The following is a 20,659-nucleotide window of genomic DNA, read 5'->3' on the forward strand; positions in this document are numbered from 1 at the left end:
GGGGATGGCGCATGCTGGGGCCGTTGCGGGAGGACTCGCCCAGACGGATCGGGCCCTACGGGATACGGGCCAGGCTCGGTGCGGGCGGCATGGGGGAGGTGTTCCTCGGGCTGCGTGAAGGCGATGCGCAAGGCGGTCCGGGGGCCGGTGGTGTCCCGGTCGCCGTCAAGACGGTCCGCCGCGATGTCGCGGGCGACCCGGGCTTCCGCGACCGCTTCCGCCGCGAGATCGCCGTCGCCCGGTCCGTCGCCGGCCCCCACCTCGCCCCCCTGCTCGACGGGGACGCCGAAGCCGAAATGCCCTGGCTCGCCACCGGATACGTGCCCGGTCCCACCCTGTCCGCCGCCGTCCGGGGCGCCGGGGCGATGGACGAGGCCGAGGTGCGGATGCTGGGCGCCGGGCTCGCCCACGCCCTGGCCGCCGTCCACGCGGCCGGGATCGTCCACCGTGACGTGAAGCCCGGCAACGTGATGCTCGCCGCGGACGGCCCGCGCCTCATCGACTTCGGGATCGCCCGGGACCCCGGTGCGACCCCGCTCACCACCACCAGCCGCATGGTCGGCAGCCCCGGCTTCATGTCCCCGGAGCACGTGGCGGGCAGCGGGCGGGTCGTCCCCGCCTCGGACGTCTTCTCCCTCGCCTCCGTGCTCTGCTTCGCCGCCACCGGCCGCGATCCGTTCGGGGACGGCCCGGTCGCCGCCGTGCTCTACCGGGTCAAGTACGTCGAGGCCGATCTCGACGACGTGCCCGAGGCGCTGCGCGCCGTCCTGACGGACTGCCTGACCGCCGATCCGTCCGCCCGCCCCACCGCCGGGGAACTCGCCCGACGGCTGGCCACCGGGGCCGCCGGGCGGTGGCCGGACCCGGTGGCCCGTCACATCGCCGAGTACGAACGCGAACTGGCCCGCGTCCTCGCACTCGGCGGCCCCCTGCTGCCCGGATACACCCCCACCGAGGCCGCCACCGGCAGCCACGCCGCACCCCACCAACTGCCCACCCGGGGCACCGACTTCGTGCCCGGCCTGCACATCGCGCCCACCCGGGGCCCCGGCCTCGCCCCGCCCCCGCGCCGCTCCCGCCGCGCCCTGGGCGTCGCCCTCGCCGCGCTGATCGTGCTGGGCGCGGCCACCGGCGGCATCCTCGCCTGGCGGAACAACGGCGGCGACCACGACCCCGCCGACGCGGGGACGGGCAAGGGCGGTTCGCCCGCCGCACGGATCGTGGCAGGGGTGTCCGAGAACGGCGGACCGGACGGTTCGGGCACGGTCCCCTACGGCCGTGACGTCCGGCCCACGGGCTGGAAGAAGCCCTGGAAGGGCAAGCTCGCCCGGTCGCCGATCGGCTGCTCCGCGGGCCGCGACGTGCTCGTGTGCCGGCTCGTCGACGGCACGTACGAGGCGCTGTCGGCGGCGGACGGGCACCGGCTGTGGACGTTCGACACCGGCCAGACGACCAGGGCGGCGGGCTGGGGGCCGCGCGGCCAGTTCTTCATGCCGGCCGACGCCACCCGGCCCACCGTCCACGACGACACCGTGCTGCTCGCCGCGGGCGGCCGGCTGCAGTCGCTGGACGCGCGGACCGGCGCCGTCCGTTGGGAGACCGCGGCCGGCGGCGCGCACGACCTGGACAGCGCCCCGCTGGTCCTCGGGGACCTGGTCTTCGCCGCGACCACCACCTCCCCGGACGGTGCCTCGCTCGCCGCCCACGACCGGGCCACCGGCGCCCGGAAGTGGGAGAAGCCGCTGGCCCCGCAGATCATCTCCAACGGGCAGAAGGGCAACTTCTGGCCGGTCGCCACCGACGGAAGGGTGCTGTACGCGATCGGCGAGGAAGCGCCGAAGGCGTTCCGGCCCGAGGACGGCGCCCTGCTGGGCACGGCCGGTGGCGAGGCCGTCCAGGGCACGGGGGACAGCTCCGGGTGCGGGGAACTGCGCGTGCGGGGTCGTTCGGCCTTCTGCGCCGCCAAGGTCCGAAACGACGACCCCTCCGGCTTCGGTCTGGACATGATCGCGATGAAGTACGAGGCCGGGACGCTCAGGGCGCGGGGGCGGGTGCCGTTCGACCAGGCACTGGCCGCCGGGGCGAGCCTGACCGCGCTCGACGACGCAGTGATCACGCTCCGCCGGAGGGGGGACGAGTACACGCCGGGCGTGCCGGACGAGCTCGTCGTCGTGAGCCGTGACGGCGGCCGGACGCTCGGCCGGTTCCCGCTCGGCGGGAAGCAGGCGCCGGGTATGAGCAACCCGGTCTCCGACCCGTTGATCGTCGCGGACACGTTGGTGTGGGCGGACAGCACGACCCTGTACACCGTCCCGATCCGCCGCGACGGCAGCCTCGGCCCCTTGAAGCGGACCCGGCCGGCGGGCGCCCCGGGCCCGAGCCCGACACCGACGTACGACCCCGTCCCCAACGGCATCGAACTGGACAAGGAACTGCTCGACCCGCAGGTGCTGCCGGTCGGCGGCGTCGTCCACGTCGTCTACGACGACGGCACCGCTCTGTCCGTACCACTCCCCGGATGAACCGTCACCGCCCCCGAGTGAACCGTCCCACGAACAGCCCTGGAGCCGCACAGTGATCGAGCCGCTTCCGCCCGGCCGGGCCGGAGTGATCGGCCCGTACCAGCTCCTCGGGCTGCTGGGCGCGGGCGGCATGGGCGAGGTGTACCTGGCGCGACCGGCGGGCGTCACCGACCCGCTCGTCGGGCTGGTCGCGCTGAAGACCGTGCGCCCGGACCTCGACCTCGACGACGGCTTCCGGATCCGCTTCCGGCGCGAGGTCGACGCGGCGGGCGCCGTCCACAGCCCGCACACCGCGGCCCTGGTGGGCGGCGACGCGTCCGGACGGCCGCCCTGGCTGGCGACCGAGTACGTCCCGGGCCCCTCGCTCGCCGAGGCGGTGACCCGGGGAGGGCCGATGCCCGAGCACGTCGTACGGGAGACGGGCGCCGGTCTCGCCCGCGCGCTCGCCGACATGCACGCCGTGCGCGTGCTTCACCGCGACCTCAAGCCCGGCAACGTGCTGCTCGGTGCGGACGGGCCGAAGGTGATCGACTTCGGGATCGCCCAGGCGTTCGACGCCACTCAGCTGACCCGGACCGGGGTCGTGGTGGGCAGCCCCGGCTACATCTCGCCCGAGCACGTCAACGGATCACGCTCGCTCGTCCCGGCGTCCGACGTGTTCTGCCTCGGCGCGGTTCTCGCCTTCGCGGCGGCGGGGCGCGGGCCGTTCGACGACTCGGACATGGCGGCCGTGATCTTCCGGATCTCCCGGGGCGAGGCCGAACTGTCCGGCGTGCCGCCCCGGTTGCGCGAGGTGATCGAGGCATGCCTGCGCACCGCGGCCGGGGACCGGCCGACCCCGCGGCAGCTCGTCGACATGCTGCTGCCCGTCGGGCACGCGCCGGTGGCCGGGCCCGGCGCGTTCCCCTGGACGGACGCGGTACGGGGACTGCTGGCGGAGCACGCGGCCGGGGCGCGCGCCGCCGCGGAGGCGTCCGTGCCGTCGGCCGTCGTACCGCCGGTCCCGTCCCGTGCCCCGGACCGGGGTGGCCGCCCCGCCGTGCCGCCCACTCCCGTGGTGCCGGTGCCCGTGCCGGGCGACGGGCGGCGCGAGCGGGGGCTGCGGATCGGGCTCGCGGCGGCCGCCGTCGTGGTGTGCGCGGGGCTCGGGGCCGTGACTCTGCCGGGGCTCCTCGATCGGAACGCCGGGGGCGGGGACGGCACGGGGAAACCGTCCGCCTCCGCGTCCGCCGCCGCCCGGCGCGGCGGCGGGGCCGTCGTCGTACCCGGCGCGGACGCCGGGCGCACGGGCGACTTCGGAGCCGCGGCGGCGGACCTCGCCGCCCGGCCCGCCGGGTGGAAGCCGTGGGCGGTGAAAATCGAGGACGGCCCGGCGCAGTGCGTGCTCGCGGACACGTCGCTGGTCTGCGGCGGCCCCCGCCGTATCACCACGCTGGACGCGGCGAGCGGGAGGCAGCGCTGGGAGACCCCGCCGGGGCGCACCGGGACCGGTCCGGCCTCGGTGGCCGCCGTCATCGGCACCACCGTGTACGCCTTCGAGAACGGAGCCCTGGTCGCGCGCGGGCTGACCGACGGGGCCGAGCGGTGGCGGGAGCCGCTGCCCGCAGGCGCCCGCGTGACCGATTCCGTCGAGTCCGGCGGGGTGCTCTACTACGCCACGACGCCCGGCGGCACCGGCCGCGCCCACGTCGCCGCCCGCGCACTCGCCGGAGGACACGCACTCAGGTGGGAGGAGGAGTGGGACGACCCGGCCGACGGTGCCGAGCTGGCCTTCGCCGACGGCCGGCTCGTCGCGACGGGCGATGGCGTCACCGTCCTCAAGGGCGCGGACGGCAGCCGGCTGGGCGGCGTCCCGGCCGGTGAGATCGCCTGCCGGACGCCGGTCCTGAAGGGGAGGCAACTCCTGTGCTCCGGCTCGGACGGCCTGACGGTCGTCGACGTGACGGCCCCGGAGAACCGCCGCTCGGTCGCCGCCGGGGTGGACATCGCCTACCGGCCCGCCCTCTCCCGCGACGGCAAGGTCGTGGTGAGCAGCCGGACGCGGACGTACGCGTTCGGTCTGTCCGACGGACGGCAGTACTGGGGCACGTACGAGGGCGGCGAGGGCATGAACATCTTCGGCCGGCCGTCCGTCGTCGGCGGGCGGGCCCTCGTCGTGGGCGAGCGGAAGGTGGAGCCCGTCGACCTGGCCGCCGAGGGGGACCCGGGCTATTCCGGCAACCCGGCGGGCGGATGGCCCGGCACCGATCCGCTCGATCCGGCGGGCATCTCGCTCGTCGCGCGCGGGAACGTCGCTTTCCTCTCGTTCGAGGACGGGACGGTCATGAGCTACGCGCCCTGACCCGACGCAGGCTGCCCACCGACGGCCCGGAACGCCCGGCCGCCCCCGGACCTCAGTGCTCGTCCTGGTCGCCCCTCTCGCCCCGGTCGTGCTCACCGCGGTCGTGGTGGTCGCCGTCGTCCGACCGGTCCGCCGTGACCTTCGCGGTCCGCGCGTCGACGTTCAGCTCGTGGTGCGTGCCGTCCTCGCCCCGGACCTCGACCTCCCAGTGCGACACCCCGCCCCGGCCGTCGTGGTCGTCGTCCAGGTCCACCGACGTCACCGACCCGGGCGCGGTCCCGAGCGCGGCCTTGACGGCCGCGTCCAGGGAGACGGCGGCCGAGCGGGGGGCGTGCGCGTCGTGGCCGTCGGCGGCGTGCGTGCCGAGCACCTTGCCGTTGCCCGCGTCCACCGTCACGTCGTGCCACGTGCCGTCGGACCCGTACACCTCGAGCTCCCAGACGAGCCCGCCGTCCTCGTCGTCCAGCTCGGCCTCGGTGACCGTGCCCGGGACGGCCTTCACGGCGGCGGCCGTGGCGCCCCCGATGTCCACGCGGGCGGGTTGGCCGCTCGGCGCGCTGCTGCGGGCGGCGTCGCGGTCGTGTCCCTCGTCCGCGAAGGCCACGGCGGTGGCGGTCCCGCCGCCGACGAGCACGGCCGCGGCGACGGCGGCGACGACGGTTTTGCGCTTCATGGGGTACCTCCCCGATCGGGTGTCCGGTATCGACGGGTCCCACACTGCCGGGGTGATGCTGAAGGCAGCCTGAAGGAGGCTGAAACCGTCTTCAGGATCGGTTTGCGACCCTGGGTCCATGCGCCTTTTGATCGTGGAGGACGAGAAGCGGCTGGCGGCGTCCCTGGCCGGCGGGCTCACCGCCGAGGGCTTCGCCGTGGACGTCGTGCACGACGGCCTCGAAGGGCTGCACCGGGCCGCCGAAGGCGCGTACGACCTCGTCGTCCTCGACGTCATGCTGCCCGGGATGAACGGCTACCGGGTCTGCGCCGCGCTGCGCGCCTTGGGGCACGACCTGCCGATCCTGATGCTGACCGCGAAGGACGGCGAGTACGACGAGGCGGAGGGCCTGGACACCGGGGCCGACGACTATCTGACCAAGCCGTTCTCGTACGTGGTGCTCGTGGCCAGGATCCGGGCGCTGCTGCGGCGCCGGGGCGGCGGTCCCGCCTCGCCGGTGGTCACCGTCGGCGCCCTGCGCATGGACACCGCCGCCCGCCGGGTCCACCTCGCCGGAACGGAGATCGCCCTCACCGCCAAGGAGTTCGCGGTGCTGGAACAGCTCGCGCTGCGGCCCGGACAGGTGGTGAGCAAGGCGGACATCCTGGAACACGTCTGGGACTTCGCCTACGACGGCGACCCGAACATCGTCGAGGTCTACGTCAGCGCGCTGCGGCGCAAGCTCGGCGCGGCGGCCATCCGCACGGTGCGTGGTGCCGGGTACCGGCTGGAGGAGGGTCCGTGACGTCGGTACGCACCAGGGCGGCGCTCGGCGCCACCGCCGTCGTCGCGCTCGCACTGGTCGGGGCGGGGCTCGCCGTGCTCCTCGTGCTGCGCGCGAACCTCACCGGTCAGGCGGGGCTCCAGGCCGAGGTGGTGGCCCGCGAGGTCGCCGGGCAGCTCGCCCTCGGCGTGCCGTACGACCGGCTGGAGATGCGCGACGAGGAGGACCACCCGGTCCAGGTGACGGACGAGAACGGGCGGGTGGTCGCCGTGTCGAAGGACCTGGAGGCGATCTCCGGGACCGGGACGGACCGCGTCACCCCGGCCCCCTCCACCGCACCGGCGAGCCCGGACGGCTCCGCTCCCGGCTCCGGGGACGACGACGCGGATGACGACGACGGCGACGGCGGCCGCCCCGCCCCCGGCCGGGGCGAGGTCGACTCCGACGACCAGGACTTCGTCAACGGCACCGCCACCGTCGACGGCGAGAGGGCCGACTACCGTTTCGCTTCCGTACGGGCGACCACCCCCGCCGGGACGACCCTGACCGTCCACGCGGGCGCTCCGCTGGCCGCCGAGCAGGAGGCCGTCGGCAGCGTGCGCACCGCGATGCTGGCCGGGCTGCCGGTGCTGCTCCTCGTCGTCGCCGGGGTGACCTGGCTGGTGACCCGCCGGGCGCTGCGCCCGGTCGAGGGCATCCGCCGGGAGATGGCCGCGATCACCGCGTCCGAGGACCTGAGCAGGCGTGTGCCGGAGCCCGGTTCCCGCGACGAGATCGCCCGGCTGGCCCGTACCACCAACGAGACGCTGACGGCCCTGGAGGCATCCGTGGAGCGGCAGCGGCGTTTCGTCGCCGACGCCTCGCACGAGCTGCGCAGCCCGATCGCCTCGCTGCGCACCCAACTGGAGGTGGGCGCCGCGCATCCGGCCCTGCTGGACCTGCCGGGCGCCGTCGCCGACACCGTACGGCTCCAGGCGCTGGCGGCCGACCTGCTGCTGCTCGCCCGGCTGGATGCGGGGGAGCGGCCGGGCCGTACGACGCTGGACCTGGGCGCGCTGGTCCACGAGGAGGTCTCCCAGCGCACCGGCGACCGGATTCCTCCCACGGTGCGCGTACCGGAGTCCGGCGGTCTCGAAGTGTCCGGTTCCCGGGGACAGTTGGCCCGGGTGATCGGCAATCTGCTGGACAACGCCGAGCGTCACGCGGAGCACGCGGTGACGGTCTCGGTACGCCGGGAGCGCGGCGGGATCGCCGTCGCGGTCACCGACGACGGGGCGGGGGTACCGTCGGACGAGCGTGAACGGATCTTCGAACGCTTCGTGCGCCTCGACGACGCCCGTACGCGGGACGAGGGCGGCGCCGGGCTGGGGTTGGCCATCGCGCGTGACGTCGCCGCACGGCACGGTGGCCGGCTGACGGTGGGCGATGCGCCGGAGGGCGGCGCGCGCTTCGAGCTGTGGCTGCCGGCCGCCGACTGAGCCGGACGCCCCCGCCCCACCGCGGACACCGTCGGGCGAGCGCCGCGTCGAGTCCGCCCGGCAGGGGATCGGCCCGCCCTCGGCGCGCGCACCACCTCGCCGGTTTCGTGCCGCCTGAGAGTGATGCCGCACGCGGGGGCGCGACCCGCGGGCCGTGTCACCCGCGGTGCCGTATGGCCCGCGGCTCGCGCGGATGGCCCGCGGGGTCACGTCACCCGCGGTCGGATCCTTCCGCCGAGGGCAGCTCTTCCCGCGGCGGTCAGAGCTTTCCGCGATGGCCGCGCAGATGCTCGGCCACCGGGGTCAGCGCCGTGTGCAGGTCGTCCAGCGCCTCCGGCGTCAGCAGGTCCATGAAGTGCCTGCGCACCGACGCCACGTGGTGCGGCGCCACCTTCCGCATGGTCTCCGCGCCGTGTTCGGTGAGGACTCCGTACAGTCCGCGCCGGTCGGACTCGCAGTTCACCCGGCGGACCAGGCCCGCGTTCTCCATGCGGGTGATCTGGTGGGAGAGCCTGCTCTTGGACTGCAGCGTCGCCGTGGCGAGGTCGCTCATGCGCATGCGCTGACCCTCCGACTCCGAGAGGTTGACCAGGATCTCGTAGTCGTTCATGGTCAGGCCGAAGGGCTGGAGGTCCTTCTCGAGCTGGTGCATCAGCAGTCTGCTGACCTCCAGATGGGTGCGCCAGGCGCACTGCTCCGCGTTGTTCAGCCAGCGGGTGGCGGTCTCGGTCTCGGTCTCCATATAACGATTCTACCTAAGAAGTTGAAAGACGGACGAAACGGGGGCGCGGCGTCCACGGCAAGCGCTCGAACGCGGCTCGGAGCGCGGGGTGCGGACGCCCGGCGTCACAGTGCGCAGGCTACCGTTCACCACCCGAAGCGACGCTGGAGGTCCCCGAGCTGACCGGACGGACGGGGTGAGGCGCCAGGTTGACCCGAGCCGCCGGGCACCCCCGGCTGCGGCGGCGTCGCGCCCGTCGGCTGCTCGGGCACCAGCGCCTCCGACGACTGGAGCAGGACCGTACCCGCTCCCACGAACTCGAACTGGTGCTCCTCGCCCGAGGTGCCGCCGATCCCGGTCAGCGCCCGCAGACCGCCGAGCACACCCGTGAGATACCCGTGGTCGTAGTGGTGGCACGGCGAGGGGCAGTCGGCCCAGCCCACCAGCGCCTGCGGATCGACCCGGAGCGGCGGCTCCATGAAGACCACCGGACCGTTGGACGCGGCCACGAACTTCCCCGTGCCGATCAGCGTCAGGAACCCCGGCACGATCGACTGCTTGAGCGCGAGGGAAGGCTGGAACGCCAGCAGATTGCCCGAACGGATCGTCAGGTTCCCGTCCTCCAGGTCGTAGGAGTTCACGTCGAACGCCCGGTCTGCGAGCAGCATCTTGCCGCTGCCCCCCGCCACCACCCAGTCGCTCGCGTGCAGCGGCGAGTGGAAGCTCGTCCGCAGCAGCCGCTCGAAGCGGCCGTGGCCGACGCCGTCGAACTCGATCCGCCCGTAATAGGCGATCATCTTGCCCTTCTGCAGGAACCACTGACTCCCGGCCAGCTCCACGCAGAACGTGTACGCGTTGACGTTGTCGTCCGACGGCAGCGTCATCGGGTCGAGGACGACGGGTGTGCTCACAGCTTCTCCTCCGATGCCTGGACGTAGACCGCGCCGCTGCCGCTCAGCTCCAGCTGGAACGCCTCGCCGGAGCCACGCCCCACCATCTCGCGCCAGCCGAGCGCGGCGGAGAGCTTGTTGCGCACGTCCCCGTGGTGGGCGACGTACGCCTGCGGGTCCACGTGCACCTCGTTGTCCGGGGTGATCGGCAGCTCGACCACCCCGCCGTGGGCCATCACGGCGACCGCGCCGTGGCCCGTCAGCGTCGTGGTGAACAGGCCCTGACCGGTCACCTGGCCGCGCACCATGCCCATCACCCCGCCCTGCGAGCCCATGAACATGGTGGACTGCTGGAGCGAGCCGTCGAAGGCGAGCAGCCGGTCGGCCTCCACGTACAGGGTGTCCCCGGACAGCTCGATCACCTGGACGTGATGGCCGCCGTGGCCGAACATCACCGTGCCGTTCCCCTCGACCGTCATCAGCGGTGTCGCCTCGCCCGCCACCCGGCGGCCGATCATCGACAGCACACCGCCCTGGCCGCCCCGGATGTCCGGCGTGAACGACACGTCGCCGCGGTAGGCGAGCATCGCGCCCCGCTGGCTGTACAGCTTCTGGCCGGGGACCACCGTCGCCTCGACCATCTTCTGGTTGATCTCGCGGAACGGCATCAGAGCTCGCCCCCCAGGGTGTTGCGCTCGCTGGGCTGGACGTACACGATCCCCTCGCCCTCGAACCGGATCTGGAACGCCTCGCCCGAGCCCTCGCCGATCAGCGTCCGGAAGTTCACCCCGGTCTGGAGGTGCTGCCGCAGATCCCCCTGGTGCGCGATGTAGGCGCCGGGGTCGACGAACAGCGGGTACTGCGGCGAGACCCGCAGCCCCACGGCCGCGCCGTCCGACGTGACCGCCACCTGGCCGGTCCCCTCGACGGTCGTGGTGAACAGCCCGTTGCCGCTCGCCCCGCCGCGCAGACCGGTGAAGGTGGTGCCGGTGCGCAGCCCGGCGTCGGTGCACAGCAGATTGCTCGCCTCGACGTAGAGCTTGTCGCCGTGCAGGGAGACCAGGCTGATCTCGCTCGCGCGGTCGGCGAAGTAGCAGGTGCCCTTGCCCGTCACCTGCATCACGGACATCTGCTCACCGGTCAGCCGGCGCGTCACCATGCCGCGCAGTCCGTCGCCGCCGCCGGTCATCTTCTTGAACGTCATCCGGCCGTCGTACGCGACCATCGAGCCGTTCTTGGCCTTGACGGCGTCGCCGTTCAGGTCGACGGCCAGAGTTCTGCTGCCTTGGAGTCGGAACATCGCCACCCGCCCGACGGTATCGGCAGCGTCCCGGCCCGGACAGGGCCCGGAGGCCGAACAGCGCCGCTGAATCACCCCTGATGCGCACCCGGTACCGGATCCGCACAGACCCGGGACGAACCGCCCCGCGCACGCGCGCGGCAACGTGGCCCGGAGTCCGGCGACGTGCGGGCCGACCTCAACCGGCCCGCGCACGCGCGCGGCACACGTTCCGGGCGCCGCGTGTTCGTGACCGGGGACATACGCCCCCGGCGCCGGATCCCGCCCGCGTCGATGCCACAATGGGGGCGCTTGTGCCCCCGTTCACAAGCTGTCACGCCCCTCCCACCGAAGGTGCCCTCGTGGACATCAAGACCGCTACCGCCCTGCACCGGCTGCGCCTCATCTCGATTCCCGAGGCGCTCTCCTTCCCGGCGCTGATCATCTTTGGCTCGATCCTCAGCCGGGTCTCGGACATCGACTTCCTGATGATGCCGCTCGGCATCGTGCACGGTGTGCTCTTCGTGATCTACGCCGTTCTGCTGCTCGACGTCTGGTCCAAGACCAAGTGGCCGCTGAAGCGGGTCGCGTTCTTCTTCCTGCTCGCGCTGGTGCCGTTCGGCGGGCTGTACGCGGACAAGCTGCTCAAGCGCTACGAGGCCGACGACGTCATCGCCGCCCGGGCCCGCCGGGAGGGCGTGGTGGGCGCGTGATCGTCGCGTTCTCGGTCAGCCCGGTGGGCGTCGGTGAGGACGTCGGCGAGTACGTCGCCGACGCCGTCAGGGTCGTCCGTGAGTCCGGGCTGCCCAACCGCACGGACGCCATGTTCACCTCCGTCGAGGGCGAGTGGGACGAAGTGATGGACGTCGTCAAGCGCGCCGTCGCCGCCGTCGAGGCCCGTGCCGGACGCGTCAGCCTGGTCCTGAAGGCCGACATCCGCCCAGGCGTCACGGACGGCCTGACGTCCAAGGTGGAGACCGTCGAGCGGTACCTCTCGGAGGGCTGAGCCCGCCGTACGCCCGCGTGAAGGCGTGCGCCCGCGCCGAGCCGTACGCCTGCGTGAAGGCGTGCGTACACGCGAAGCCTTACGTGCGCGTGAACCCGAGGAACCCCTGGCCGTCGCCGGGGGTTCCTGCGTCATGGGCCGTCCGGCCCGGCGTGGCCGTCCGGGGCGGCCAGGGCGATCCCGAGCGGGGTCCGCTCGTACAGCACCTGGTGGCCGTACCGCCGCGACGTGAGCAGCCCCGCCGCGCGCAGCACCGACAGATGCTCCGACACGGAGGAGAGCGCGAGGCCCAGCCGGTGGGCGAGCGCGCTCGTCCCGGCCGGTTCGTCGAGCGCGCACAGGACCTCGGCCCGTCCCCGGCCGAGCAGCCGCGCGAGCGCCTGCGGGGTGCGGTCGGCGGAGCGCGTCCACAGCCCTCCGATCCCGCGCGCCGGATAGATGATCGCCGGCTGCCACGGCGGTTCGAAGCCGCTCACCGCGTCCGGCCAGCAGAAGACGCTCGGGACCAGGACGAGCCCCTGCCCGCCCGGCACCCGGCTGTGCCGCCCCCGTGTCCCGACGATGGTGAGGGCCGAATCCGACCAGCTCAGCTGGGGGCTCAGCTCCTCCAGCAGCCGTTCGAAGCCGACCGCCGCGAGCCGCCGGGAGTGATAGGCGATGTCCGCCTCCAGCAGGGCGCGCAGCCGTGGCCAGTGCGGTTCGACCAGTACCCGCCAGGCCCGTTCCAGCAGATCGGCCAGGACCCGCACGGCCTGGGCGGGATCGGCGAGCAGCGCCTGGGCGGTGGGGGAGCGCAGCGCCTCCGGACGGCCCTCCAGCGACAGTTCGAGGTCCCGGCGGACGAGTTCCGGATCGAGCGAGCGCACCACCGCGATCTCGTCCTCGAACGAGGGAACCGGACCGGGCGGCGGCGGGTTGAAGAAGTCCGGGGTGTGCCCGCTCCGGGGCATCAGCAGCCACAACGGTCCCAGATCGAGCCCGGCCGCCGCCTCCCGGATCAGCCGCAGCCACGGCAGGTAATAGCCGTGCCGGTGGGGCTGGGCCAGCACGCGCACCGCGGCCTGCGTCTCCCCGAGCGGCGAGAGCGCGAACCGGCAGCGCAGCAGGTCGCTCTCGTCGAGGTGCAACTGGAACGACATGTGCCGCCTTCGGGTGAGGTGTCCCTGAACTTTCGGTGGGGACCGAAAGTCTAGAAAGGGCGGCGCCGACCCCGCAGGCTGCGCCCATGCCAAGAAGTACCAGGAGCACGCCGGCGCGGCCCCGCGCGGCGCAGGCGGCGTCCGGGCACCGGCCCGCCGTCGTGCGGCAGGACCCGCCCGCCGACGCCTCGCCGGAGAACCGCACCACCACCGTCCCGGCCGCCGTCCGCACCACCAGCAAACCCCGCGCCCCTCGCGGCTACCGCGCCGTCTTCGCCGTGCGGGAGTTCCGGGCGGTCTTCGCCGCGCACCTGCTCTCCCTCCTCGGTGTCGTCGTCAGCGAACTCGCCCTCACCGTCCTGGTGTACGGCCTCACCGGCTCGCCCCTGCTCAGCGCGCTCACCTTCGCGCTCGGATTCCTCCCGTACCTCGTCGGAGGCACATTCCTCGCCGGGATCGCCGACCGGTACCCCGCCCGCCGGGTCCTTGTCACCTGCGACCTGGTGTGTGCGGCGTGCGTCGCCGGGATGGTGCTGCCGGGCACCCCGGTCGGGGGGCTGCTCGCCCTGCGCTGCCTGGTCGCCGCGGTGTCGCCGGTCTTCACCGGGACGCGGATGGCCGCGCTCACCGAGATCCTGGGCGAGGGCGACCGCTATGTCCTCGGCCGGTCGCTGCTGCGGATCGTCTCGCAGAGCGCCGTGCTCATCGGTTTCGGCGCGGGCGGCATGCTGCTCGCCGTGGTGACCCCGCGCGGCGCGATCACCATCACTGCCGTGACGTTCCTCTGTTCGGCGGCCCTGCTCCGCTTCGGCACCCGTGCCCGTCCGGCCAGGACCGGCGGGGCCGACGCCGGGTCGGGCGGCGGCACTCTGCTCAAGGAGTCGCTCACCGGGGCCCGCAGCCTGCTCGGGAACCGCCGGATCCGTGCTCTGATGCTGCTGTTCTGGGTGCCTCCGCTGTTCCTGGTCGCGCCCGCGGCGCTCGCCGCGCCGTACGCGGACGCGATCGGGGTCGGTTCGGCCGCGCTCGGCCTGCTGATGTGCGCCATGCCGGTCGGCCGGATCGCGGCGGAACTGTACGTGGGCGCCGGGCTTTCGCCCCGTCTGCGCTCCTTGATCGTGCTGCCGGCCGCGACCCTGGAACTGCTGCCCCTGGTGCTGTACGTGTTCCGCCCCGGAGTGGTCCCGGCCGCGATCGTCCTGGCGCTGGCGGGAGCGGGCGGGGCGTACGTCATCGGCCTGGACAAGTGGTTCGTCGCGGCCGTACCGGAGTCGCTGCGCGGTCGGGCCATGACCGTGCTCACCGCCGGGATGATGACGCTGCAGGGCGTCGGCATGGCCCTCGCCGGGCTCGCCGCCGAGTTCTTCCCCGTGCACCACGTGGTCGCCGGAGCGGGGGCGCTCGGCGTCCTGTGCCTGCTGCCGCTCGTACGGGAGGTCAGGAGAACCGCCCCCGCCGACCGCGGCCCGGCCGAGGCGCGGGACGTGGTCCCGGCCGAACTCCGGGACGGAGCCGCGACCGGCGACCGGACTCCGGGAGGGAGTACGGACCGAAGTCCGAGACGAGGCTGACCACCATATGACCAGTGGGTAAGGTCGGTTACGTGCCGAAGCCGCTCAGTCTCCCCTTCGATCCCATCGCCCGCGCCGACGAGATCTGGCAGCAGCGCTGGGGGCCGGTGCCCTCGATGGCCGCGATCACCTCGATCATGCGCGCGCAGCAGATCCTGCTCGCCGAGGTCGACGCCGTGGTCAAGCCCTACGGGCTGACCTTCGCCCGGTACGAGGCGCTGGTGCTGCTGGCCTTCTCCAAGGCGGGCGAACTGCCCATGTCCAAGATCGGGGAGCGGCTCATGGTCCACCCCACGTCCGTCACGAACACCGTGGACCGACTGGTGCGCTCCGGCCTGGTGGACAAGCGCCCCAACCCGAACGACGGGCGGGGCACCCTCGCCTCCATCACCGACAAGGGCCGCGAGGTCGTCGAGGCGGCGACCGAGGACCTGGTCGCCATGGACTTCGGGCTCGGGGTGTACGACGCCGAGGAGTGCGCGGAGATCTTCGCCATGCTGCGGCCGTTGCGGATCGCGGCCCAGGACTTCAAGGAGCAATAGGGCGGCCTCGGCACGGGGCCCGGGGAACCGCGGAACCGCCTCGACCCGGGACTCGGCGCGACCGTGAGGACGGCCTCGCTCCGGGACCTCGGGGAGAGCGCGGGACGGCGCTCCGGGATCCCGGCCCGCTGCAAGATCGCAACAGGCGTCCGGTTACGCTCGATGCCATGAAACGCAGTGTGCTGACCCGGTACCGGGTGATGGCCTACGTCACCGCTGTCATGTTGCTGGTGCTCTGCACCTGCATGGTCTTCAAGTACGGCTTCGACACGGGTGCGGGCCTGACGCTCGTCGTCTCCCAGCTCCACGGCGTGCTCTACATCATCTACCTGGTCTTCGCCTTCGACCTCGGTTCCAAGGCGAAGTGGCCGGTCGGCAAGCTGCTCTGGGTGCTGCTCTCCGGCACCATCCCGACCGCCGCGTTCTTCGTCGAGCGCAAGATCGTCCGCGAGGTCGAGCCGCTGATCGCCGAGGGCGCAGCGGCCACCGTCCGGGCCTGAGCCGCCGGGGCCACAACCGCTCGGAGCCCGGGTCACCGGGGTCCGGACCACCCGGCCCCACCCCGAACCGCCCCGTGCCGTATCGAGCGCCGGGCGGTTTGCCATCGACATTTACTAGGACGTCCTAGTAAATTCGATGGTATGGACGCTGACGCGATCGAGGAGGGCCGCCGCCGCTGGCAGGCCCGTTACGACAAGGCCCGCAAGCGTGACGCGGACTTCACGACACTCTCGGGAGACCGGGTCGAGCCCGTGTACGGCCCCCGCCCCGGGGACACGTACGAGGGGTTCGAGCGGATCGGCTGGCCCGGTGAGTACCCCTTCACCCGAGGGCTGCACCCGACCGGCTACCGGGGGCGCACCTGGACGATCCGCCAGTTCGCCGGCTTCGGCAACGCCGAGCAGACCAACGAGCGCTACAAGATGATCCTCGCCGCGGGCGGCGGCGGGCTGAGCGTCGCGTTCGACATGCCCACGCTGATGGGCCGCGACTCCGACGATCCCCGCTCGCTCGGCGAGGTCGGGCACTGCGGGGTGGCCATCGACTCCGCGGCGGACATGGAGGTCCTGTTCCGCGACATCCCGCTCGGCGATGTCACGACGTCCATGACGATCAGCGGACCCGCCGTCCCGGTCTTCTGCATGTACCTGGTCGCCGCCGAGCGCCAGGGCGTCGACCCGGGCGTGCTCAACGGCACGCTCCAGACCGACATCTTCAAGGAGTACATCGCGCAGAAGGAGTGGCTGTTCCAGCCCGAGCCCCACCTGCGCCTCATCGGTGACCTCATGGAGCACTGTGCCCGCGAGATCCCCGCCTACAAGCCGCTCTCCGTCTCCGGCTACCACATCCGCGAGGCCGGTGCGACGGCCGCCCAGGAGCTCGCCTACACCCTGGCCGACGGCTTCGGGTACGTGGAGCTCGGCCTCTCGCGCGGGCTGGACGTCGACACCTTCGCGCCCGGCCTCTCCTTCTTCTTCGACGCGCACGTCGACTTCTTCGAGGAGATCGCCAAGTTCCGCGCGGCCCGCCGGATCTGGGCCCGCTGGATGAAGGAGACCTACGGGGCGAAGACCGACAAGGCGCAGTGGCTCCGCTTCCACACCCAGACCGCCGGTGTCTCGCTCACCGCCCAGCAGCCGTACAACAACGTGGTACGGACCGCGGTCGAGGCGCTCTCCGCGGTCCTCGGCGGCACCAACTCGCTGCACACCAACGCCCTCGACGAGACCCTCGCGCTCCCCTCCGAGCAGGCCGCCGAGATCGCGCTGCGCACCCAGCAGGTCCTCATGGAGGAGACCGGCGTCGCCAACGTGGCCGATCCGCTGGGCGGTTCCTGGTACGTCGAGCAGCTCACCGACCGCATCGAGGCCGACGCCGAGAAGATCTTCGACCAGATCAAGGAGCGCGGCACGCGGGCCCACCCCGACGGGCAGCACCCCGTCGGGCCCATCACCTCCGGCATCCTGCGCGGCATCGAGGACGGGTGGTTCACCGGCGAGATCGCCGAGTCCGCCTTCCGCTACCAGCAGGCCCTGGAGAAGGGCGACAAGCGCGTGGTCGGCGTCAACGTCCACCACGGCTCGGTCACCGGCGACCTGGAGATCCTGCGCGTCAGCCATGAGGTCGAGCGCGAGCAGGTCCGGGTGCTCGCCGGCCGCAAGGAGGCCCGCGACGACGCGCGGGTCAAGACGGCGCTGGACGCGATGCTGACCGCCGCCCGCGACGGCTCCAACATGATCGGGCCGATGCTCGACGCGGTACGGGCCGAGGCGACGCTCGGCGAGATCTGCGGGGCCCTGCGCGACGAGTGGGGCGTCTACACGGAGCCGGCCGGCTTCTGAGGCCCGACCGCCGGTCCCGCCGTACGCGGTGTACGGCCGGACCGGCGGCCCGGCACACGGCGGCCCGGCGCACGGCGGCCCGGCAGACGGGGGAACGGGCCGCGCGGAAGCAGGCCGCGCGGAAGCGGGCCGGCCGCGGGGAAGCGGGCCGCGGCTCACGCCGAGGCGACCGCCACGAGCCCTCCGAGCAGTAACGCGGTGAAGCGTCCGGCCCACTCCTCGTCGATGGGCTCGGCGCTCACCAGGGCCCGGTGCACGACCGCCCCGGCGATCACGTCGAAGATCAGGTCCGCGGCCCGGTCCGCGAGGCCCTCGTCCTGCTCGACGGGCAACTCGCCCCGCTCCTGGGCGCGCCGGCGCCCCTGCAGCACCAGCCGCTTCTGCCGGTCCACGATCGAGTCGCGGATCCGGGTGCGCAGCGCCTCGTCCCGGGTCGATTCCGCGACCACCGCCATCAGCGAGGTCCGGGTCTCGGGCCGTTCCAGCAGCGCCGCGAACTGGAGCACCACCGCCTGCACATCGGCCGCCAGGCTGCCGAGATCCGGGAGCTCCAGCTCGTCGAAGAGGACCGCTACGGCGTCCACCACCAGCTCGTTCTTGCCCGCCCACCGCCGGTACAGCGTCGTCTTGGCGACCCCGGCGCGCGCCGCCACAGCACCCATCGTCAGCCTCGACCAGCCGAGGTCGACCAGGGACGCCCGGGTCGCCTCCAGGATCGCTTCATCGGCCGCGACGCTGCGCGGGCGTCCCGTTCGTGGGGATTCGGGACGGCTGCGGCTCGGCATGCCGCGACCATACCGGTCAGTAAGGAGAACCGAACGGACCCCGGAGCCGTGAGACAGATCACCGAGGGCCCCTGTGCGCGAGGGGTGCCGGGCAGTTACGCTACGGGCCGTAGCGTAAGGCGGCGGTCACGTCGTCCTGACGCCACGGCCGAACGACAGCCACAGGCACCGGGTGGGGACCCGGCGCCGACCGGGTCATTCAGGGGCCCTCGAACCGTGTCCGGCCGTCCACTCCGCACACCGGCGGCAGCGCGGACGGGTGCGGTTCGGCCATCGCTTTCCGTATCGGTGTGCCGAGGGGGGAGGATGTACGTATGCAGCCTAGGAACATGTCCATGAGCGGCGTCGTCGACCTCGCCGCAGTGAAGGCGGCCGGTGAGGCCAAGGCCAAGGCGGAGCAGGCCCGCGCCGACGCCGCCCGGCAGGGCGGCACGGGCGCCGTGCCGCCGTCCGCCCTGGTGATCGACGTCGATGAGGCGGGCTTCGAGCGCGACGTCCTCCAGCGCTCCGCCGAGGTCCCGGTCGTCCTCGACTTCTGGGCCGAGTGGTGCCAGCCGTGCAAGCAACTGGGCCCGCTCCTGGAGCGCCTGGCCCATGAGTACAACGGCCGCTTCCTGCTGGCCAAGGTCGATGTCGACGCCAACCAGATGCTGATGCAGCAGTTCGGCGTCCAGGGCATCCCGGCGGTCTTCGCCGTCGTCGCCGGGCAGGCCCTCCCGCTCTTCCAGGGCGCGGCACCCGAGGCCCAGATCCGCCAGACGCTCGACCAGTTGATCCAGGTCGGTGAGGAGCGCTTCGGCCTCACCGGCATCGCGGTCGACCAGGACGCCGCTGAAGCGGCCGAGCGGGCCCCGGCCGAGGTCCCCGCCGGTCCGTACGACGCCCTGCTCGAAGCGGCCGTTCGGGCCCTGGACGCCAACGATTTCGCCGGCGCCGTGCAGGCGTACAAGAACGTCCTGGCCGACGACCCGTCCAACACCGAGGCCAAGCTGGGCCTCGCCCAGGCGGAACTGCTCACCCGGGTCGGGGAGATGGACGCGCAGCAGGTGCGCAGGGACGCCGCCGAACGCCCGGCCGATGTCGCCGCCCAACTCGCCGCCGCCGACCTGGATCTGGTGGGCGGTCATGTCGAGGACGCCTTCGGCCGGCTCGTCGAGACGGTGCGTCGCACCTTCGGCGACGACCGGGACGCCGCGCGCGTGCGGCTGCTGGAACTGTTCGAGGTGATCGGCCCCGACGACCCGCGGGTGACCGCCGCGCGTACGGCGCTGGCGCGGGTCCTGTTCTGATCCGACGCGGGTCGCGTACCGAAACGCGACGCGGGTCTTGTGCCGATGTGACAACGCGGCCGCGGTGCCCACGGGGTACCGCGGCCGTTTTCGCGATCGGACGATAAGAGACGGTTCCCCTTTACCAAATCTTGATAAAGAGACTGCCTGTTACTGGCAGTAAATCACCCCTTGGCTTCTGTCCGAAAAGGGATTCAATCCGCCCTTTCGCGCTTCCGTTCGAGACCACCCTGTGTGGCCGGGTGGTGTCACCCTGTCGCGCCTCGTTCACCACGCCATTACCAGTGAGTAACGAACCCCTTGTGCGGCGGGCGGGAATGCACCACGATCGGCCACGCTCGGTCCAATGACGCCAAGCCCGGCCGCCAGCCGGTGCGGTGGCTCCGTTGGGTCCCCACCGAGTGGGCCGGTGGCAGTGACGCCGGCTCCGGACAGGGGGGTTCCTGCCAGTCCGGCAGGGCCTGTCCGATCGGGCCGCGCGACTGCGCGGCCGGTGGTTGTCGCTCGGGGGTGATCGCCGGTGACTCGGACGCGGTTCCTGCCTCCGTGCGCGGGCGCTCTCCTTACCGAGGACGTAGCACTTCTCCCATCCCAGGACGGGCCCGGCCCGTACCGGAGATGTACGTCCGAGAAGGAGGAAAGAGAATGAGTTCCCAGGTTCGTGGCGGCACGAGATGGAAGCGCTTCGCTCTGGTCATGGTGCCGAGCGTCGCCGCGACCGCCGCGGTGGGCATCGGTCTGGCCCAGGGCGCCCTGGCGGCGTCGTTCAGCGTGTCCGGCCAGGAGTTCAAGGTCAAGGCCGCTGAGCTCGAGGGCTGGGACTTCGTCCAGTACGGCAGCATCGCCACGGGCAAGACGCTCGACGGCAAGGACATGGCCGCCCCGGTGGCGGTGTCGGGCTTCAGCAAGGCCTACATCACCAACATGTGCCAGTCGGTCGTCACGCCCAACCTGCCGCTCGGCATCGGTACCGTGACACTGAGGCTGGAGGCGGGTGGCAAGGGCCACAACCGCGTCTACGCCAAGGACCTCTACCTCGATGTCTCACAGCTGGACGCCGACGCCAAGTTCAAGAACATCGACATCGGCGTGGCCGCGGGATCCCTGCCCAAGTCGGAGGGCAAGCCGGGCATTCAGCCCAACACCCAGGCCAACCCCAACGGCTTCGCCCAGCGGGCCGAGAAGGCCCTGCTGACGAACGTCAAGCAGCAGGCGTGGGCCACCACGGCGGGCACCTTCAACCTCAGTGGTCTGAAGCTGCGGCTTTCCAGGGGCACCGACCAAGAGTGCTACTAAGCGCTCGCCCGGGGCGGTCGGG

The 20,659-nt window shown here is 72.8% G+C and carries 19 protein-coding genes; 12 read left to right on the plus strand and 7 right to left on the minus strand.

The window, feature by feature from the left end; all coding sequences use genetic code 11:
• Window positions 1–11: 11 nt before the first annotated feature.
• Window positions 12–2,522: a serine/threonine-protein kinase gene (locus ACGF2V_RS13765; protein WP_362705328.1), complete on the plus strand. Its 2,511-nt coding sequence runs from the start codon at window positions 12–14 to the stop codon at window positions 2,520–2,522.
• 52 nt (window positions 2,523–2,574) lie between these two features.
• Window positions 2,575–4,863, plus strand: coding sequence for a protein kinase (locus ACGF2V_RS13770; RefSeq protein WP_362705325.1), 2,289 nt, complete (start codon window positions 2,575–2,577; stop codon window positions 4,861–4,863).
• A gap of 52 nt (window positions 4,864–4,915) precedes the next feature.
• Here the strand turns inward: ACGF2V_RS13770 and ACGF2V_RS13775 are convergent, their stop codons facing one another.
• Window positions 4,916–5,536: a PepSY domain-containing protein gene (locus ACGF2V_RS13775; RefSeq protein ID WP_362621807.1), complete on the minus strand. Its 621-nt coding sequence runs from the start codon at window positions 5,534–5,536 to the stop codon at window positions 4,916–4,918.
• 118 nt (window positions 5,537–5,654) lie between these two features.
• Between ACGF2V_RS13775 and ACGF2V_RS13780 the strand changes: the two genes are divergently transcribed.
• Both ACGF2V_RS13780 and ACGF2V_RS13785 read left to right on the plus strand, forming a co-directional pair.
• Window positions 5,655–6,320, plus strand: a complete 666-nt coding sequence (locus tag ACGF2V_RS13780) for a response regulator transcription factor (protein WP_362621805.1) — start codon at window positions 5,655–5,657, stop codon at window positions 6,318–6,320.
• On the plus strand, window positions 6,317–7,777 hold the full coding sequence (locus ACGF2V_RS13785) for a HAMP domain-containing sensor histidine kinase (protein WP_362705322.1): 1,461 nt from the start codon (window positions 6,317–6,319) through the stop codon (window positions 7,775–7,777). Before ACGF2V_RS13780 ends, ACGF2V_RS13785 begins: the two co-directional genes overlap by 4 nt.
• A 259-nt stretch (window positions 7,778–8,036) precedes the next feature.
• Here ACGF2V_RS13785 and ACGF2V_RS13790 read toward each other — a convergent pair whose 3' ends face one another.
• From ACGF2V_RS13790 to ACGF2V_RS13805, 4 genes are all read right to left on the minus strand, one after another.
• On the minus strand, window positions 8,037–8,519 hold the full coding sequence (locus ACGF2V_RS13790; protein ID WP_362621801.1) for a MarR family transcriptional regulator: 483 nt from the start codon (window positions 8,517–8,519) through the stop codon (window positions 8,037–8,039).
• 125 nt (window positions 8,520–8,644) lie between these two features.
• On the minus strand, window positions 8,645–9,409 hold the full coding sequence (locus ACGF2V_RS13795; RefSeq protein ID WP_362621799.1) for an AIM24 family protein: 765 nt from the start codon (window positions 9,407–9,409) through the stop codon (window positions 8,645–8,647).
• Window positions 9,406–10,056: an AIM24 family protein gene (locus ACGF2V_RS13800; protein ID WP_362621797.1), complete on the minus strand. Its 651-nt coding sequence runs from the start codon at window positions 10,054–10,056 to the stop codon at window positions 9,406–9,408. Before ACGF2V_RS13800 ends, ACGF2V_RS13795 begins: the two co-directional genes overlap by 4 nt.
• Window positions 10,056–10,688, minus strand: a complete 633-nt coding sequence (locus tag ACGF2V_RS13805) for an AIM24 family protein (RefSeq protein ID WP_362705433.1) — start codon at window positions 10,686–10,688, stop codon at window positions 10,056–10,058. The genes ACGF2V_RS13800 and ACGF2V_RS13805 overlap by 1 nt, the downstream gene beginning before the upstream one ends.
• Before the next feature lie 341 nt (window positions 10,689–11,029).
• Between ACGF2V_RS13805 and ACGF2V_RS13810 the strand changes: the two genes are divergently transcribed.
• Window positions 11,030–11,380: a DUF3817 domain-containing protein gene (locus tag ACGF2V_RS13810; protein ID WP_362621793.1), complete on the plus strand. Its 351-nt coding sequence runs from the start codon at window positions 11,030–11,032 to the stop codon at window positions 11,378–11,380.
• Complete coding sequence (locus ACGF2V_RS13815; protein WP_362621792.1) at window positions 11,377–11,673, plus strand: MTH1187 family thiamine-binding protein; 297 nt, start codon at window positions 11,377–11,379, stop codon at window positions 11,671–11,673. The genes ACGF2V_RS13810 and ACGF2V_RS13815 overlap by 4 nt, the downstream gene beginning before the upstream one ends.
• 131 nt (window positions 11,674–11,804) lie before the next feature.
• Here ACGF2V_RS13815 and ACGF2V_RS13820 read toward each other — a convergent pair whose 3' ends face one another.
• A complete protein-coding gene (locus ACGF2V_RS13820) occupies window positions 11,805–12,812 on the minus strand; it encodes a DUF5937 family protein (RefSeq protein ID WP_362705319.1) in 1,008 nt (335 codons plus the stop codon).
• 86 nt (window positions 12,813–12,898) lie between these two features.
• Between ACGF2V_RS13820 and ACGF2V_RS13825 the strand changes: the two genes are divergently transcribed.
• The 4 genes from ACGF2V_RS13825 to ACGF2V_RS13840 all read left to right on the plus strand — a co-directional run bounded on the left by ACGF2V_RS13825 (window position 12,899) and on the right by ACGF2V_RS13840 (window position 17,267).
• On the plus strand, window positions 12,899–14,383 hold the full coding sequence (locus ACGF2V_RS13825; protein WP_362705317.1) for an MFS transporter: 1,485 nt from the start codon (window positions 12,899–12,901) through the stop codon (window positions 14,381–14,383).
• Between the two features lie 32 nt (window positions 14,384–14,415).
• Complete coding sequence (locus ACGF2V_RS13830) at window positions 14,416–14,925, plus strand: MarR family transcriptional regulator (RefSeq protein WP_362621931.1); 510 nt, start codon at window positions 14,416–14,418, stop codon at window positions 14,923–14,925.
• A 167-nt stretch (window positions 14,926–15,092) separates the two neighbouring features.
• Entirely contained in the window at window positions 15,093–15,425 is a 333-nt protein-coding gene (locus ACGF2V_RS13835; protein ID WP_362621789.1) for a DUF3817 domain-containing protein, read from the plus strand.
• 141 nt (window positions 15,426–15,566) lie between these two features.
• Window positions 15,567–17,267, plus strand: a complete 1,701-nt coding sequence (locus ACGF2V_RS13840) for a methylmalonyl-CoA mutase family protein (RefSeq protein WP_362705315.1) — start codon at window positions 15,567–15,569, stop codon at window positions 17,265–17,267.
• Window positions 17,268–17,422: 155 nt separating this feature from the next.
• Here ACGF2V_RS13840 and ACGF2V_RS13845 read toward each other — a convergent pair whose 3' ends face one another.
• Window positions 17,423–18,052, minus strand: coding sequence for a TetR-like C-terminal domain-containing protein (locus tag ACGF2V_RS13845; protein ID WP_362705313.1), 630 nt, complete (start codon window positions 18,050–18,052; stop codon window positions 17,423–17,425).
• A 314-nt stretch (window positions 18,053–18,366) separates the two neighbouring features.
• On the opposite strand from ACGF2V_RS13845, the gene ACGF2V_RS13850 reads away from it, so the two are divergent.
• Window positions 18,367–19,341, plus strand: a complete 975-nt coding sequence (locus ACGF2V_RS13850) for a tetratricopeptide repeat protein (RefSeq protein WP_362621785.1) — start codon at window positions 18,367–18,369, stop codon at window positions 19,339–19,341.
• A 645-nt stretch (window positions 19,342–19,986) separates the two neighbouring features.
• On the plus strand, window positions 19,987–20,637 hold the full coding sequence (locus ACGF2V_RS13855) for a DUF6230 family protein (RefSeq protein ID WP_362705309.1): 651 nt from the start codon (window positions 19,987–19,989) through the stop codon (window positions 20,635–20,637).
• The last annotated feature ends 22 nt before the right edge of the window (window positions 20,638–20,659 follow it).

It is taken from the genome of Streptomyces sp. NPDC047982 (assembly GCF_043204165.1).
Taxonomy (GTDB): domain Bacteria; phylum Actinomycetota; class Actinomycetes; order Streptomycetales; family Streptomycetaceae; genus Streptomyces.

Coding starts and splice junctions, on each gene's coding strand:
- ACGF2V_RS13840 (WP_362705315.1), top strand. CDS start 15,567: ATGGACGCTGACGCGATCGAGGAGGGCCGCCGCCGCTGGCAGGCCCGT.
- ACGF2V_RS13825 (WP_362705317.1), top strand. CDS start 12,899: ATGCCAAGAAGTACCAGGAGCACGCCGGCGCGGCCCCGCGCGGCGCAG.
- ACGF2V_RS13845 (WP_362705313.1), bottom strand. CDS start 18,052: ATGCCGAGCCGCAGCCGTCCCGAATCCCCACGAACGGGACGCCCGCGC.
- ACGF2V_RS13800 (WP_362621797.1), bottom strand. CDS start 10,056: ATGCCGTTCCGCGAGATCAACCAGAAGATGGTCGAGGCGACGGTGGTC.
- ACGF2V_RS13805 (WP_362705433.1), bottom strand. CDS start 10,688: ATGTTCCGACTCCAAGGCAGCAGAACTCTGGCCGTCGACCTGAACGGC.
- ACGF2V_RS13790 (WP_362621801.1), bottom strand. CDS start 8,519: ATGGAGACCGAGACCGAGACCGCCACCCGCTGGCTGAACAACGCGGAG.
- ACGF2V_RS13835 (WP_362621789.1), top strand. CDS start 15,093: ATGAAACGCAGTGTGCTGACCCGGTACCGGGTGATGGCCTACGTCACC.
- ACGF2V_RS13775 (WP_362621807.1), bottom strand. CDS start 5,536: ATGAAGCGCAAAACCGTCGTCGCCGCCGTCGCCGCGGCCGTGCTCGTC.
- ACGF2V_RS13855 (WP_362705309.1), top strand. CDS start 19,987: ATGAGTTCCCAGGTTCGTGGCGGCACGAGATGGAAGCGCTTCGCTCTG.
- ACGF2V_RS13780 (WP_362621805.1), top strand. CDS start 5,655: ATGCGCCTTTTGATCGTGGAGGACGAGAAGCGGCTGGCGGCGTCCCTG.
- ACGF2V_RS13850 (WP_362621785.1), top strand. CDS start 18,367: ATGCAGCCTAGGAACATGTCCATGAGCGGCGTCGTCGACCTCGCCGCA.
- ACGF2V_RS13820 (WP_362705319.1), bottom strand. CDS start 12,812: ATGTCGTTCCAGTTGCACCTCGACGAGAGCGACCTGCTGCGCTGCCGG.
- ACGF2V_RS13765 (WP_362705328.1), top strand. CDS start 12: ATGCTGGGGCCGTTGCGGGAGGACTCGCCCAGACGGATCGGGCCCTAC.